The organism is Lagierella sp. ICN-221743, assembly GCF_037890055.1.
In the GTDB taxonomy this organism is placed as follows: Bacteria; Bacillota; Clostridia; order Tissierellales; family Peptoniphilaceae; genus Mediannikoviicoccus.
In genome coordinates, this window is the sequence record NZ_JBBKBD010000002.1 from 171617 (window position 1) to 187475 (window position 15859).

The window sequence follows — 15859 nt, forward strand, 5'->3', positions numbered from 1 at the left end:
TCCCCCTAATTTAAAATAATAATTTAATATAATAGCCTGTACTGAAAAGAAATATTACCCAATAACAGCAAATGGCTCCAAGTAAAAGTCCAATAACCACATCGGTGAACCAATGTACTCCCAGTACAAGTCTTGAAAATCCTATCATCACTCCCAATATACCCATCCCTATTACAATAATGGGACTTCCTCCAGTCATGTCGGAAAGTACAAATCCCATAGTGAGATAGTAGCTCATGCCAACTGTGGAGTGACCACTTGGAAATGAATAACCCAAGTCATAAAACTCTTTTGCAGTTTCTGGTCTATGAATTCTAAATAGAATTTTAAGTCCTTGACTTGCTATAACAGCTGTGATTATTGAAAGAATTATGGCTGATGCAGCTTCGTATTTCATTTCTGAAACCAAGTAAAATACAATTGGCAGCGTCATAATCCAAATTGAATCCACATTTGCCAAGTTGGTTACAGTCTCCATAATCTCTCTCATATTTTTTGATGTATTAGCTACTAAAAAATCTCTGACTCTTACATCAAGTTTAAAACCATTTGATCTTCTACCAATTATACCAACTGTAAGTACCGTCAAAATAAGCAGCACCGTTATTGTTGTAGGTAAATTTTTAATCATATTAAGACCTTCTTATATCTATATTTTACAACTGAAGATATGGAATAGCCAAGTAGTAATCCTGTTATTACATCAGTTGGCCAATGTACCCCCAATGCAAGTCTACTAAATCCTATTAATAGTGGAAAAATAATTAAAAACACCTTATACGAAGTATTCTTTAAATCATTTATCCTATAAATAGTCCAATAGGTTGCTGCGGAAACTATGGAGTGACCGCTTGGAAAGCTATAACCACCCTGATTAATAACAAAGAAGTCTATAGGTCTAGTCCTTCTTACAGTATTTTTTATTGTCACCATAATCAAAGTTGCAATTAAAATTGCAGCTAAAATATAAAGAAACTTCTTACCTTTCTTTCTCCTAATCATCCATATTCCTACGGGAATAAAGATGTAAAAGTAGGTAGTTGTATTTCCAAAAAATGTTATAAACTTATAAAAACTTATAAAATGAATGTTGTTTCTAATAAATCTTAGTATATGATAGTCATAATTTTTAAAAAAATTCATATTCAACTTAAAAGAAACAATCAAAGTTATTAACCATGCAAAGGCAAAAAATATAATAATTTTGTCTTGTTTTTTCATTAAATCCCCTTACCATATTGACAGTTAGGATAGTGACAGTCATCACATCCCAAACAAAACCCACCATACCCAAGCTCTGCAATTATTTGTTTAGTAACTTCAGTGTCTGACATGATAAATGGTAATATAACATCAAAAACCGTCGTCTTCATAAACATTACACAACCTGGTAGTCCTAAAACAGGAATATCTTTTAAATAAGAAACTAAAAACATAGACCCAGGTAGCATTGGACTACCATAGGAAATTATGTTTGCGCCAGTTTCTTTAATCGCTCCAGGAGTTAAGTCATCTGGGTCCACAGACATCCCCCCAGTACATAAAACAAAATCACATCCAGAATCGATAGCATCTAATATGGTGTTCTTAATCTGATTTAAATCATCATCACATGTTCTATGAAATTTCACTTTGGAACCAAAAGCTTCTACTTTTTCTTTAATCACAGGTGTAAACTGATCTTTGATTCTACCATGATATACTTCAGATCCCGTTGTAATAATCCCAATATTCTTTTTTATGAATGGTTTTAGGCTTAAAATTGGTTCTTTATTCCAAATTACCTCAGCTTTATCTAAGACATTTTTTTCAACAAGCAGTGGAATTACCCTAGCCCCTGCCAAGCTATCTCCCTTTTTTACTGGTAGATTTCCATGTCTCACAGCAATGGCCACATCATCTATCATATTAAGTTTTAAAAGTCTATCTCTATCAACTTGAAAGAATCCATCTATATCTGCCTTTAATCCAATCTTTCCCTCTGAAACACCTGTAAGACTCATGTTATCGCCTTTACAAATACTTCCAAGTACTTCTGCAGCTTCAACTTCATGTACCATATTTTCCTCTATTTCAAGTACATAGATGTGTTCTTTGCCCATTTTTAAAAGTACAGGTATATCAGACTCCTCAATTATATGTCCTTTTTTAAATGCAGGACCTTTGAATTCCCCTTTAACAATTCTGGTTAAATCATGTGGAATTACATATCCTATTGCATCTTCAACTCTAATTTTTTTCATATTATCACCTATACTTCTATTTTATCACAAACTCTCTTAATAAACAGAGTTTATTACTTTATCAATTTTATGTAAATATTTTTTCAAATATAAAAAGGAAGCCTATTTCTAGACTTCCCTAATCACTGTTTATTTGTTTAAGTTTGCAGTGTGAATTGAAGCACCTAACATTGCATGAGAAGCTTCCATGAAAGTTTCTGATAATGTTGGGTGAGCAAAAATAGTCTTATTTAGATCTGCTACTGATAAATCATTTGCCATTGCTATTGCACCATAGTGAACTAAGTCATTGGCATGAGGTCCAAATACGTGAACTCCAAGAATTTTCTTGTGATCCTTTGTAGCAAGAATCTTTACGAATCCATCAGTTTCTCCCATTGAAACAGCTTTACCATTTCCTGAGAATAGGAACTTAGACTTATCGTATTCAATTCCTTCTTCTTTTAATTGCTCTTCAGTTTTACCAACTTGAGCTATTTCAGGTAATGTAAATGTAGCTGCTGGAACAACTTCTTCGTTTATGTGTGGCTTGTTGCCCATTAATGTTTCAACAAGGTTTAGACCTTGGTTTGAAGCTACGTGAGCTAATTGGTTATTGCCAGCTACACAGTCACCGATTGCGTAGATGTTAGGAACTGATGTCTTGCAACCTTCAGTTGTAACTATTCCACCTCTGTCAGTTTTAACTCCTATGCTTTCAAGGTTTAGACCTTCAGTGTAAGGAATTCTTCCTATAGCCAAAAGAACAAGTTCTCCTTCGACTTCAAGTTCTTTACCTTTTTTGTTTTTAGCAATAACTTTTAGACCATTTTCAGTCTTTTCAATCTTTTCTGCTCTATATCCTTTACTTATATTCATTCCTTTTTGTTTAAATAAGGATTGAATTCTCTTAGTTATTTCTCCATCACTTGCAGCAAGTACATCAGTACCTAGTACTGTTACTTCAGTACCAAATGAATTATAGATTGAAGCAAATTCCATACCTATAACTCCAGTTCCTATTACTACAAGACTCTTTGGTAAGTAATCTAAATCAAGTAATTCTGTTGATGTTAAAACTCCGTCTAAAGTAGCTCCTTCAAATCCTGGAACTAGTGCAATAGAGCCAGAAGCTATAATAAAGCTATCTCCAGTAACTTCAACTTCACCATCTTCTTTCTTAACTACAACTGTCTTTTCGTCTTTGAAAGAAGCTGTACCTTGAATATATTCAAGATTTGGATATGATTCTACTAAGAAATTAACACCTTGGTTCATTCTATCCGCAACATAATCTTTTCTTTCTCTTACAGCTTTCATATCTATGCTTGGGTTTTCCAAGTTTATTCCGAAAGTTGAAGCTTCCTTTACTTGATCATAAAGTTCAGCGATTTTCCAAAGTGTTTTTGTTGGTATACATCCAATGTTTAAGCAAGTTCCCCCTGCTCTTCCTTTTTCTATTAAAACAACGTCAGCACCTAGCTGAGCAGCCCTAATGGCTGCTTCATATCCGCCAGGTCCTGCGCCTATAACTACTATTTTAGGCATTCAAATCCCCTTCAAATTTTAATATTAAATCTTTTGCTGCTTTTGTTTCATCCGGTCTTCTCACTGGTGTGTTGTGAGGAGCTTCTTTAAGGATTTTAACATCTTCTTTTAACTCTTTTGCTATTTCTAATAACGCATCTATAAATGAATCTAGTGTTTGTTTAGATTCACTTTCAGTTGGCTCAATCATCATTGCTTCTGGAACAATTAATGGGAAGTAAACTGTAGGTGCATGGAATCCTTTATCAAGAATTCTCTTAGCAACGTCTAATGTTGTGACAGTATGAGTTTCGTCCTTAATACCGGCTAAAACAAATTCGTGTTTGTAAATTCTATCGATTGGTAAGTTGTAAGCGCCTTTTAGTCTTTGAGCTAAATAGTTAGCATTTAGAACTGCTATAGCACTTGCATACTTAAGACCGTCAGAACCTAAAGTAAGAATATAAGTGTATGTTCTTACTAAGATTCCAAAGTGTCCGTAGAAACCTTTCATTTGGCCATATGATTTATCTAAGTCGTAGTTTAGATAGTATTCGCCATTTTCCTTCTTAGATACAATTGGAGTAGGTAAGAATTCTTTTAAGAAGCTCTTAACTCCAACCGGTCCACCACCTGGACCTCCACCACCATGAGGTGTTGAGAAAGTCTTGTGAACATTGTAGTGTAAAATGTCAAAGCCCATCTTTCCTGGTTGACTATATCCCATGATAGCGTTCATATTAGCTCCGTCATAGTAAACTAGCCCGCCAGCTTCATGAACTATATCAGTGATGTTCTTAATATTTTCATCATAAATACCCAATGTATTAGGGTTTGTAATCATAAGACCCGCAGTGTCATCGCCAACTACTGATTTTAATAGATCTAAGTCAACCATTCCGTTTGGTTTAGATTTTATTTCAATAGTTTGGTATCCAGCCATTGCTGCAGTAGCAGGGTTAGTACCATGTGCTGAATCAGGGATGATTATCTTATTTCTTTGATTATCTCCTCTTGATTCATGATATGCCTTCATAAGCATAACACCTGTAATTTCGCCATGAGCTCCTGCTGCTGGTTGTAATGTCATGTAGTCCATACCTGCAATTTCTGTAAGAGCAGTTGCAACGTTGTACATAAGCTCTAAAGCACCTTGTACTGTGTCTTCTGGTTGATATGGATGGATATTTAAAAATCCGTCCATAGCGATAACATCTTCATTTATCTTAGGATTGTACTTCATTGTACATGATCCTAATGGATAGAATCCTGTGTCGACACCATAGTTCTTTGTTGAAAGAGCAGTGAAATGTCTTATAACATCCACTTCACTAACTTCAGGGAAGTCTAATTCTTTTTCTGCAAGATATTCTTCAGGAATATATGAAGATAAGTCTTTTGTATCGAATTCAGATTCTGGAAGCATGTATCCAGTTTTTCCTTCTGAAGATAGGTCAAATATTAATTTATCATAATCTATTAACATTATAGTACCTCCTTCAATACTTTTACGAACTTATCCATTTCTTCCTTAGTTCTCTTTTCAGAAACAGCTATAATTAGACCATTTCCTAATTCTTTGTTTATCTTAGAAAGCCTGATACCACCTAAAATTCCATTTTCTTCTAATTTGTCTAATACTTCCTTATCGCAAGCATCAAAACCTATTGTGAATTCTTGGAAGAAAGGTTTATCAGTTAATACTTTTACTTCGTCTAACTTTTTAAGTTCATCAAATAGATAGTGAGACTTAGCAATACATTGAGCAGAAACTTCCTTCATGCCCTTCTTTCCTAAGATTGACATATATACTGTCGCTGCAAGTACGTTAAGTCCTTGGTTAGAACAGATATTTGAAGTAGCTCTTTCTCTCTTTATATGTTGCTCTCTTGCTGAAAGTGTCAATACATAGGATCTCTTTCCGTCAAGGTCTGTAGTTTCTCCAACTATTCTTCCTGGAATCTTTCTAAGGAAATCCTTTTTGAAAGCTAGAAGTCCTAAATAAGGTCCACCAAAGCTTAGAGGAATACCTAATCCTTGTCCTTCGCCTACTACAACATCCACGTCCATTTCTCCTGGCTTTTTCATGTTTGTAAGTGCGTGAGCAGATGTGGATTGAACGATATATCTCTTTTTCTTTTCATGAGCAAGTTCAACAAATGATGGCATGTCTTCAAAGTAACCATAGAAGTTTGGACTTTGAATTATAACAGTACCAACCGAATCATCAACTATCTCTTTCGCCTTGTCTAAGTCAGTTACCATATCTTTGCTAGGGATAATTACTACTTCATACCCTCTTGCATGTGCGTAAGTCTTAAGAACTCTAATAGCTTGTGGGTCTACTGTTTCAGAAACAGCTATCTTGTTCTTCTTAGACATTGATACAGTCATTATTGCAGCTTCTGCAACTGCTGTTTGTGAGTCATATAGTGATGCGTTTGAGTATTCCATACCTGTAAGTCTTGTCATCAATGTTTGGAATTCAAAGATATATTGAAGAGTTCCTTGACTTATTTCTGGTTGGTATGGTGTATAAGCTGTATAAAACTCAGATCTTCCTGTAATGTGATGTATAACAGTAGGAATATAGTGATCGTAAGCTCCTCCTCCAAGGAAACATGTTAAGTCGTTAATTGTTTTGTTTTTCTTTGCTAAACGACTTAAATATGAAAGTACTTCCCCTTCAGATTTAGCCTTAGGCAAATCTAATTCGCCCTTTACTCTTAACTCGTGAGGAATATCTGAGAAAAGATCTTCCAGTGAGTCAACACCTATGACATCCAACATTTCCCTAACATCGTTGTCGGTGTTAGGGATATATGGATATTTAGACATAAATTATGCCTCCTTAATAAATTCTTCGTATTCTGCGTCAGACATTAAGTTGTCTAGTTCTGCCTTGTCAGCAACTTTGATCTTGCAAATCCAGTTTTCGTAAGGTGATTTGTTTAGAAGTGCTGGGTCGTCATCTAAGTCTTCATTAACTTCAACAACTGTTCCACCTATTGGGGCCATAACTTCTGAAGCAGCCTTAACTGATTCTACTGATGCAATTTCATCTTCTGCGTCAAATTCATCATCTTCGTCTGGTAGGTCAACGTATACGATGTCACCTAAGTGGTTTTGTGCGAAGTCACAGATACCGATTTCTGCAACGTCTCCGTCTACTCTTACCCATTCATGATCCTTTGTGTATAATAATCCTTTTTCTACTTTGATTTCTGCGTCCATTTTAATCCTCCTATAAATTTGATTTTTATAATTTTAAAAAGTTTAAATAAACTTTTAAAAGTTAATTTATTTCTTCTTTAAATATCTTCTGCTAATTACTTTAGCTGGGTCTTTTTTGTTTCTTACAACAACTTCTAAATCGTTGCCTATTTCTGCTTCTTTGATGTCAATTAAAGCATTTGCAAGTCTCTTGTTTAAAGTTGGTGATAGATAGCCTGTAGTTATATATCCTATCTTCTTTCCATCTTTTTCAATTTCATATCCTTGTCTTGGAGGTCTCTTGCCTAAAACTTCAAGACCAACTAATTTTCTCTTTGGTCCTTCTTCTAAAACTTTTTGCATTGCAGCTTTTCCGATAAAGTCGTCTTTATCAAATTTAACTGCGAATTTAAGTCCTACTTCTAATGGAGAAATGTCATCTGCCATTTCATTTCCATATAGAGGCATTGAAGCTTCAAATCTTAGAGTATCTCTACATCCAAGTCCACATGGTTGAATATCAAATTCTTTACCTGCTTCTAGAATTGCATCCCAAACAGCAACGATTCCTTCTCTAGTAGTATAAATTTCGAATCCGTCTTCTCCTGTATATCCTGTTCTGGAGATAAGAAGTTTGTGACCTTTGAAATCAATGTCATCAGCAAAATGATAATATTCAATCTTGTCAAGATCGTAGTCAACTACTTTTTGTAATACCTTTTGAGAGTTTGGACCTTGAATTGCAATTTCTCCAACTTCGTCAGAGATATTTGTGATTTCAACGTCGTACTTTTTAGCGATTGGGCTTAAATGATCCCAGTCCTTTTGAGTATTTGCTGCATTAGGTACAACTAAGAAATGTTCGTCATTGTACTTGTACACTAGCAAGTCATCAATGATTCCACCATTTTCATTACCTATAAGTGTATAGGTGATTTGGAAATCGTCTGCTTTTGAAAAATCGTTAGTGAAAACGTAATTTAAGAACTTAAGAGCATCTTTACCCTTAACTTCAAACTCTCCCATATGAGATACGTCAAAAATACCAACATTTTCCCTTACAGCCTTGTGTTCTTCCTTTAGACCTACGTAGTCTACTGGTAACATCCAACCTGCATAGTCAACAACATTGCCACCTAGTTCAATATGTTTTTCATATAACGGTGTCTTTTTTGCGCTCATTTAATTCCTCCTTAAGAATAGCATAATAAAGTTTAAGAAACTACCCTCATAATGATTATAGTTTAAAATCAAGTTTTTTACAACTTAATAGGGATAGTAATATAAATAATTATAGTTTTTTAAAATATCACCATTCCTTATATCGCTTTATACCCATTAACCTATTTTTTAACTCTAATAGCAAAAAATATTTCTACAATAAAGCAATCCTTTTCCAGCCTTATTTGAAACTCTCCGTTTAGCAGTTCTATTGACGCCTTTGCTATATATAGTCCAAGGCCTGACCCTTCTATCTCATCGGTGTCAGAAGCTCTTATAAATCTCTCTTGAAGATCTTTAATGTCGCTACCATACTTTATTCTAGATTTGTTTTTTATGCTGATTTTTAGTTTGCCCCTGTCTTTAGTTATGTCTAAATTTACAACGCTCTCTTTTTCAGAGTACTTGATGATATTTGAAAAAATATTTTCAAACACTCTGTTAAGTCTATCTGCATCTAGTTTAATAAAAATATTTTCTTTAAATGAATTGTATTCTAGTTTTAATCCATTCTTTTCGAAGTCTTCATCAAACTGTCCATAGGTTTGAAGTATAAGCTCGTTTAGTTCAATAACTTGCATATGAAGAGCAATAGATCCAGACCCAGTCTTTGAAGCTTCAATTAAATCCACTATCATAGCCTTTAGCCTCTTTGCATTATAGCTTAAGGTATCAAGGTATTCATTTCTCTTTTCCTCGTTTTTTGCCCTCTTAACAAGGTCAACGTAGTTTATTATAGATGTAAGAGGTGTTTTAATGTCATGGCTTACTCCTGTGATAAGCTCTGTCTTTAACTTTTCACTTCTATACTCTGCGTCTATTGAATTTTTCATTGCTTGATAGAGATTGTCCATTAAGAAAATAGAGTTGTTGAATGTGGAGTCGTTTATAAATATCTTTTCATATTCTCCATTGTATAGGGATTCTATCTTTCTATTAAGTAGCACCTTGCCAAGGTAGTTTTTCAATATAGAAACTGAAACCTTGTATACAAGAGTTCCCATAAAGATAAGTCCAATTGGGTCTTCATTGTCTTTCATAAGATAGAAATAAAATATAACTAAGAGTCCAACCAAAATGAAGGCTTCAAAATAAACGTTTATATACTTTATTTTAAAACCATAAATTAAGTCTGCGAATAAAAACGCATGTATTCCATATTTTTTTACACTTTGTACAACTTTGATGCCTATAAGAATCAAAGAATAGGCTATAAATATTAAGGCTGCAGGTCGTCCATAAATCCCAAATATGGTAATGATGATACTGTATATAAAAAAATGAAATCCTAAGTGGATTGCAATTATAACCATTTGTTCTTCTAAGTATCCGTCAATTCCCATAAAGAGATTTTTGTAATGTCTTATTGCCCTTTTAAAAATGTTGTCCTTTTTATCTATGTTATTCAATTTTATATCCCATTCCATAAACGGATTTTAAATGATCTGGACTTTTAGAGTCTATCTCAATTTTATCTCGAAGTCTTGATATATGAACCGACACAATCTTTTTTACATCATATGGCGGTGCATTCCATACATTTTCATAAATTTCTTCCGATGAAAACACCCTACCCTTGTTGGAGATTAGAAGATGTAATATTCCATATTCATATGGCGTTATGGAAATAGGCTCACCATCAATTAGTACTTCTTTTTTTGTGTGGTCAAGCCTTATTCTCCCGGCACTATAAACAACATGTCCCGAAACATCTTTAAATTTATTTTGAAGTTCCACTCTTCTTAGGGCAGACTTAACCCTTGCAAGTAGCTCCACAGAGTCAAAGGGCTTGGTTATGTAGTCATCTGCACCACTTTCCAAGCCGTCAACCTTATCTTCCAATTCTCCCTTAGCTGACAATATTAAAATTGGCACAGAAGATACCTCTCTTATTCTCCTTGTCAGTTCAATACCATCCATTACAGGCATCATTACATCTGCAAGAACTAAGTCAAAAATATTATCTTTTAAAATTAAATCTAATGCCTCTTTTCCATTGTAGGCTTTAAAAACTTTATATCCACTTTCTTCCAAATAAAATTCTATGGCTTCAACTATATCTCTCTCGTCATCGCAAACCAAAATATTATGCATATAATCACCCTAAATTTATTATATCAATAATTCTATGATTTAACTCATTGAAATTATTACAATATATCAACAATCACCTTAAACTTTCAGCAATTTCATGTATTTTTTTAAGTCTATGATTAACTCCCGACTTTCCTACTGGTGGGTCCAGCCTTTCTCCCAGTTGCTTTAAAGTATCCTCGGGGTATTCAAGCCTTGCTATGGCAATCTCCCTCAAGTTTTCGTTTAGGTAGTCCAGACCCTTTTTGTCTATAATAAATTCTATATCATCCACATGCTTAATGGACGCGTTTATTGTCTTGTCCATATTTGCAGATTCAAAGTTCATAACTCTGTTGACATTATTTTTTATCTCTTTAAAAACTCTAATGTCTTCAAATTTAAACATATTCTGATATGCACCTATAAGAGCAAGAAAGTCCGCTATGGACTCTCCCTCTTTAAGATATAGAAAGTTGTCGTCCTTTCTACTTGCAATCTTAGGATATATATTAAAATGTTCTAAAATCTCGCTAAGTTCTCTCGCATAGTTCAAATTTCCTGAAACTATCTCCATATGATAGCCCTTGTCGGGACTTGTTATGGATCCGGCACCTAAAAAACTTCCTACAATGTAGGCTTTTTTAAAACTATCTTCTTCTATAAGTTTTTTTGGCACATCATTTGTATTAATGAAAAAAGGATCGGCATTTAGTTCGATGTCTTCCAAGAACTCTTTTGAAATTGGACTTTCAATTGAAATCTTGTAAAGATTTTTTCTTCTAAAAGCAGAACCCTTCACCACCTCTATACTACATTCATAATTGTATAAATCTTTTATGTCTGCAAATATGCGTCTTGCTATTGCATTCGTCTCCGTAGAAAATTGTACCTTCGTGTTTTGAAAATTATATAAAAGAGAACCATTGACTCTATAAAGTCCAGCAAGAAATGAAAGCTTCTCGCCTTTTGAATCAAAAGCGAGCCTGCTTACCTCATTTTTTACCTCTGTTGAAAACGACAAGTCTATCCCTTTCCTTCATTTCTATAAAATTCTTTAACTTTGCGGATCATATTCTTTTCCGCATTATGTCTAACCAATCTTATAGCCTTATCAAAAGGCATGTATACCGCATCGGAAAAACCTTCTTCTTTTTGTGGCTTAAGTTTTTGAGTATCGCTTTTCATATAGTAGTAGTGAACTGTCTTTTGTACCTTTTCACCACTAAAGTTTCGATACCAATATTTAACATAGCCAATATATCGCACTATGGAAGCGTCAGCTCCTGCCTCTTCCTTGACTTCTCTAAGTGCTGCGTCTTCTTTAGTTTCTCCTTTCTCTAAACGACCTTTTGGAAGGACCCAATCTCCACGGAATTTTCTTAAAACAACAACTTTACCATTACGGACAATTACTCCGCCGCCACTTGTTTCTTCCATATGTCCTCCTTAAAATATTAAACTATTATTTATTATACCACGTCCTAGGATTAATTATACTTATTAAATTAAATATAACTATTATGAGAATATTGATTAGATTTCTCCTATTATCGAAAAATGTGATAAAATTTTAGTAGGTGATTTTATGGAGCGTGATTATTGGCCAACTGATGGCTTTAAATATAAGACTTATGATTTTGATAAAGAAAAATTAGAAAAATTAAATATAGCACTTAAAAATGAGTTCAATAATATAACTGGAATTATGATTGTTAAAGATAGCTATTGTGTCTTTGAAGAATATTATAACGGCATTAATGAAAGGGACAAAAAGCCCCTTGCCTCCGTTAGCAAGTCCATACTGTCTGCACTTTTTGGAATTGCCATGGACCAAGGCTATATAGAGTCTGTGGACACACCCATTTATAAATTCTTTCCAGAGTATGATATAGAAGATGAAAACTTAAAAAAGATAACATTAAAACATATTTTAAACATGACTGCTCCCTTTGACTTTAAAGCTTGGGACGAGCCATTAGGAGACTTTGTAAGTTCTGACAACTGGACAAAGTACGCACTTGATCTGCTTTCAAAGGAGGAAAATAAAGAAAGGTTCAAGTACTCAACCATTGGAACCCATCTTCTTGCAGTTATTTTAACCAGAGCCATTGGAATTTCCCTAAGGCGCTATGCAAATAAAAATCTTTTTTCAAAAATTGGAATGGATTTAATTCCCTACTACCCTATGACTGGATTTGGATTTGATAATTTATTTGGTCGATATGTGAGAGGTTGGATTCACGACCCACAGGGAAACTCCATAGGTGGATTTGGAATAAATATGAGTCTTCGTGATATGACTAAGTTTGGATTTTTATATTTGAACAACGGAAACTGGAATGGGACACAGGTTGTTTCTGAAAACTTTGTGAAAGAGTCTTTTAAAAAAGAGAAATATGACTATGGATACCTTTGGTGGATATACAAATACAAACAGTATGACGCTTACTGTGCACTGGGCATAGGCGGCCAATGTGTATGTGTTATTCCAAAACTGGACATGGTGGTGTCCATTAGTTCGTCCTTTATTAGAGACTCAAGAAACAGATGGATGTTTATAAGAAAAATAATTTTACCAATGTTTTTAGATTAATTCGAGAGGGAAACCTCTCTTTTTTTTTACAATAAAAAAAGACAAGAAAACCCTTGTCTTTATAATATATTTTAAAGTTCTGAGCTATCTAAGCTAAATGTATCCCATTTAGATAAATCTCCTGCTTCATATCCCTTTTTATACCATCTGGATCTTTGCTCGCTGGTGCCATGGGTATATGACTCTGGCCTAACTTCTCCAGTAGCCCTTTTTTGAATTGTGTCGTCACCAATCACCCATGCAGTGGAAATAGCTTCCTCAAGGTCTCCTGGGTCCAAGTAGCCCTTGTCCTCTTGGTACCTTGCAACAACACCTGCCAAGTAGTCCGCCTGTAGTTCAAGTCTAACCGTAAGTGCGTTTTGTTCTTCTTTAGATAACTGTGCCATTTGCTTTTGATACTGACTCATTATCCCTGTTACATTTTGAACGTGGTGTCCTATCTCGTGACTTATTCCATAAGACAAGACAAAGTCGCCATTCTTTGCACCAAATCGATTTATTAGTTCATCATAAAAAGATAAATCCATATAAACTGTATTGTCTCTAGAGCAATAGAAAGGACCAGTTCTTGAACTTGCAAGGCCACATCCAGATCTTATTGAATCTTTAAAAACTTTCATCTGTGCTGGTCTATATTCTATACCTTCTTCACCTAACATCTCTGCCCATGCATCTTCAGTGTCAGCTAGCACCACTGCAGAGTAGTCATAAAGCTTTTGTTCTTCTGGGCTTAATTTATACTCCTGCTGATTTTGTGGCTGATTGGTGTTACCACCTTGTGATGCAGTTTCAAGAGCAGCCTGTGGGTCCCCTGTCAAAAGATATACAAGTAGTGCAAGGATTAAACCTCCGCCACCAATTGCTACACCTCGGCCCCCGCCACCTCTTCCAGCGTTACTTATATTTTTTGATTGCCTTCTTCCTTCCCACTTCATAAAAATCTCCTTTGTTTACTATATTTCCTTTTGAATAACATATTTGTATTATACCCCTTTTGTAAAATCTCAAGAAAATAAAAAAACATAACATTTCAAACCATGTTATGCTTTTAAATCTATCTTACAATTTTTACTTTCTCGTCTATATTTTCCTTTCCTTTTGCTTCAGGTTCACTTACAATTCCACCAAACGGCATTTGAGCTAGTAGTTTATATTCCTTTGGTATATCAAACAATTCCTTAACTTTGTCATCTATAATTGGATTATAATGTTGTAGGGACGCTCCTAAATTTAATTCCCTTAGCATTGACCAAACTGAAATTTGTAACATTCCATTTGCTTGATTTACCCAAACTGGAAAATTATCAGAATAAGTGCTAAAGTCTTCTTGCATTTTCTTAACAGTATTTTCATCATATAAGAATAGAACAGTTCCAGCTCCCGCTTTAAATGAATCTATCTTTTCTCTAGGAACTTTACCCTCAAATACATTATAAATTTCATCCCAAAGCTTATCATGCTTTTCACCAAACAAAACTACCACTCTTGCGCTTTTCATATTAAACGCATCTGGCACAAGCTCTGTAACGTCTTTAATCTTTTCTTCAATTTCACTTTCTGAAACTGGTAATTCTTTGTTAATGTTGTAATATGTTCTTCTCTTTTCTAATGATTTTATAATATTCATTTCTACCTCCTGTTTTTAAATAAATTAATAATCTACTTTTTCCTTTATAAAAGTACCATTTCTAAGTTCTAAATATGCCATTTGCATTTCTCTTGGTGTGTTCATTACAATTGGACCACCCCATGAAATAGGTTCATTTAGCGCCTTTGAATTAATATATAGCACCTGTGATTTTTTATCGCCATTTTTAATTATAAGACTGTCACCATCTGTTAATTTAACAGCTATTTTTTCTTCAATATATTCATCACCAATGTAGATGTCTCCCAATAGCGTAAAGATTAACACAGAGTCATCTTCCTCCATATCAACTTTAAATTCTACATTTGGTTCTAGGTGAATATCGTAATAGTTAAGTGGAAGATGGTCTCCCTTGTAGCCTTGGTGGTCCTTGTAACTACCAGCTAAAAGTCTAAGCTTTCCACCTTCTATTTCAATATCTTCTATTTCACTTTTTTTAATGCTGTTGTAACTTGGCTTACTCATCTTTTCCTTTGATGGTAGATTTAGCCACAGCTGTACACCTAAAAGCCTTTCTGAATCTGGAATCATCTCTTCGTGCATAATACCGGAGCCAGAGTTCATCCATTGAACCTCTCCATCAGTAATTGCTTCTTTATTGCCAAGGCTATCTCTATGAACCATGTTTCCTCTAGATAAATAACTTATGGTTTCAATCCCTCTATGAGGATGCATTGGAAAGCCCGCTCTGTAATCTTCAGGGTTTGTGCTATCAAATGAGTCAAGCATTAAAATTGGATCAAACTCCTTTGCAGTGTCTCTTCCTAAAACTCTTACTAGGTTTACTCCTGCACCATCTCTTGTATCAAATCCTTTGACTTTTGTCTTAACTTTTCTAATCATCTAATCTTCCTCCCATCTTCTTCAAGAGATACAAAAGTTTTTCTTTTTCTTCTGAAGTTAAAACTTTCATACTATTTACTATCATGGCTTCATTTTTAGGGACTACCTTTCTAATGACATCACTTCCATCTTTAGTTAAACGAAGTATACATACACGTCTGTCCTTTTCATCAGGAAGCCTTTCAATATAATTCATCTTCACCAAATTGTTAACTATGACAGATATAGTTCCAACGCTGCTTAGGATTTTTTCTCTAACTTCTCCCACAGTCATATCACCTTTACTGTAAAGGGCTTCTAAAACCATAAACTGACTAAGGGTCAAGCCATGTTCAGCAGCAATCTTTAATGTCTTTTTATCTATATCATTTATATTTCTATGAAGTCCAATTAGAATCTTCATTTCTGTTTTACTCACAAGTATCACCTCCAGGATAATTATATCTAATTAGATATAATCTACATAGATATATTACCCTGTTTTTATTTCATAAACCATTTTCTTAAAAATTTTTC

At 34.3% G+C, this 15859-nt stretch carries 17 protein-coding genes; 1 reads left to right on the plus strand and 16 read right to left on the minus strand.

Features of this window, described 5'->3' with window-relative positions; translation table 11 throughout:
• Positions 1-10: 10 nt before the first annotated feature.
• From WKS98_RS01930 to WKS98_RS01985, 12 genes are all read right to left on the minus strand, one after another.
• Positions 11-631 carry a phosphatase PAP2 family protein gene (locus WKS98_RS01930; RefSeq protein WP_498916439.1) on the minus strand — a complete coding sequence of 207 codons (621 nt, stop codon included), beginning with the start codon at positions 629-631 and terminating at the stop codon, positions 11-13.
• Positions 628-1221, minus strand: a complete 594-nt coding sequence (locus WKS98_RS01935; protein WP_498916440.1) for a phosphatase PAP2 family protein — start codon at positions 1219-1221, stop codon at positions 628-630. Before WKS98_RS01935 ends, WKS98_RS01930 begins: the two co-directional genes overlap by 4 nt.
• Positions 1221-2243 (minus strand): molybdopterin-binding protein, encoded by a 1023-nt coding sequence (locus tag WKS98_RS01940; protein WP_498916442.1) that lies wholly within the window; start codon positions 2241-2243, stop codon positions 1221-1223. Before WKS98_RS01940 ends, WKS98_RS01935 begins: the two co-directional genes overlap by 1 nt.
• 129 nt (positions 2244-2372) lie before the next feature.
• Positions 2373-3770: a dihydrolipoyl dehydrogenase gene (lpdA, locus tag WKS98_RS01945; protein WP_498916444.1), complete on the minus strand. Its 1398-nt coding sequence runs from the start codon at positions 3768-3770 to the stop codon at positions 2373-2375.
• Complete coding sequence (gcvPB, locus tag WKS98_RS01950) at positions 3763-5235, minus strand: aminomethyl-transferring glycine dehydrogenase subunit GcvPB (RefSeq protein WP_498916446.1); 1473 nt, start codon at positions 5233-5235, stop codon at positions 3763-3765. Before gcvPB ends, lpdA begins: the two co-directional genes overlap by 8 nt.
• Positions 5235-6587 carry an aminomethyl-transferring glycine dehydrogenase subunit GcvPA gene (gcvPA, locus tag WKS98_RS01955; RefSeq protein ID WP_498916447.1) on the minus strand — a complete coding sequence of 451 codons (1353 nt, stop codon included), beginning with the start codon at positions 6585-6587 and terminating at the stop codon, positions 5235-5237. Before gcvPA ends, gcvPB begins: the two co-directional genes overlap by 1 nt.
• A 3-nt stretch (positions 6588-6590) precedes the next feature.
• The gene (gcvH, locus tag WKS98_RS01960; protein WP_498916449.1) at positions 6591-6983 is read right to left on the minus strand and encodes a glycine cleavage system protein GcvH; all 393 of its coding nucleotides are present in this window, start codon (positions 6981-6983) and stop codon (positions 6591-6593) included.
• 66 nt (positions 6984-7049) lie between these two features.
• Positions 7050-8144 carry a glycine cleavage system aminomethyltransferase GcvT gene (gcvT, locus tag WKS98_RS01965; RefSeq protein WP_498916450.1) on the minus strand — a complete coding sequence of 365 codons (1095 nt, stop codon included), beginning with the start codon at positions 8142-8144 and terminating at the stop codon, positions 7050-7052.
• Positions 8145-8305: 161 nt separating this feature from the next.
• A complete protein-coding gene (locus WKS98_RS01970) occupies positions 8306-9610 on the minus strand; it encodes a sensor histidine kinase (protein WP_498916451.1) in 1305 nt (434 codons plus the stop codon).
• On the minus strand, positions 9585-10277 hold the full coding sequence (locus WKS98_RS01975; RefSeq protein WP_498916453.1) for a response regulator transcription factor: 693 nt from the start codon (positions 10275-10277) through the stop codon (positions 9585-9587). The genes WKS98_RS01970 and WKS98_RS01975 overlap by 26 nt, the downstream gene beginning before the upstream one ends.
• Positions 10278-10350: 73 nt before the next feature.
• Positions 10351-11280 carry a DNA-binding protein WhiA gene (gene whiA, locus WKS98_RS01980; protein ID WP_498916455.1) on the minus strand — a complete coding sequence of 310 codons (930 nt, stop codon included), beginning with the start codon at positions 11278-11280 and terminating at the stop codon, positions 10351-10353.
• Positions 11281-11282: 2 nt separating this feature from the next.
• Positions 11283-11696: an NUDIX hydrolase gene (locus tag WKS98_RS01985; protein ID WP_498916457.1), complete on the minus strand. Its 414-nt coding sequence runs from the start codon at positions 11694-11696 to the stop codon at positions 11283-11285.
• 148 nt (positions 11697-11844) lie between these two features.
• Here WKS98_RS01985 and WKS98_RS01990 point away from each other — a divergent pair, with 148 nt between their 5' ends.
• The gene (locus WKS98_RS01990; RefSeq protein WP_498916458.1) at positions 11845-12852 is read left to right on the plus strand and encodes a serine hydrolase domain-containing protein; all 1008 of its coding nucleotides are present in this window, start codon (positions 11845-11847) and stop codon (positions 12850-12852) included.
• A 71-nt stretch (positions 12853-12923) separates the two neighbouring features.
• Here WKS98_RS01990 and ypfJ read toward each other — a convergent pair whose 3' ends face one another.
• The 4 genes from ypfJ to WKS98_RS02010 all read right to left on the minus strand — a co-directional run bounded on the left by ypfJ (position 12924) and on the right by WKS98_RS02010 (position 15761).
• Complete coding sequence (ypfJ, locus tag WKS98_RS01995) at positions 12924-13787, minus strand: KPN_02809 family neutral zinc metallopeptidase (RefSeq protein ID WP_498916460.1); 864 nt, start codon at positions 13785-13787, stop codon at positions 12924-12926.
• Between the two features lie 119 nt (positions 13788-13906).
• Positions 13907-14479: a nitroreductase family protein gene (locus tag WKS98_RS02000; RefSeq protein WP_498916462.1), complete on the minus strand. Its 573-nt coding sequence runs from the start codon at positions 14477-14479 to the stop codon at positions 13907-13909.
• A 24-nt stretch (positions 14480-14503) separates the two neighbouring features.
• The gene (locus tag WKS98_RS02005) at positions 14504-15343 is read right to left on the minus strand and encodes a pirin family protein (protein ID WP_498916463.1); all 840 of its coding nucleotides are present in this window, start codon (positions 15341-15343) and stop codon (positions 14504-14506) included.
• Positions 15336-15761, minus strand: coding sequence for a MarR family winged helix-turn-helix transcriptional regulator (locus WKS98_RS02010; RefSeq protein ID WP_498916465.1), 426 nt, complete (start codon positions 15759-15761; stop codon positions 15336-15338). The genes WKS98_RS02005 and WKS98_RS02010 overlap by 8 nt, the downstream gene beginning before the upstream one ends.
• Positions 15762-15859: the final 98 nt, after the last annotated feature.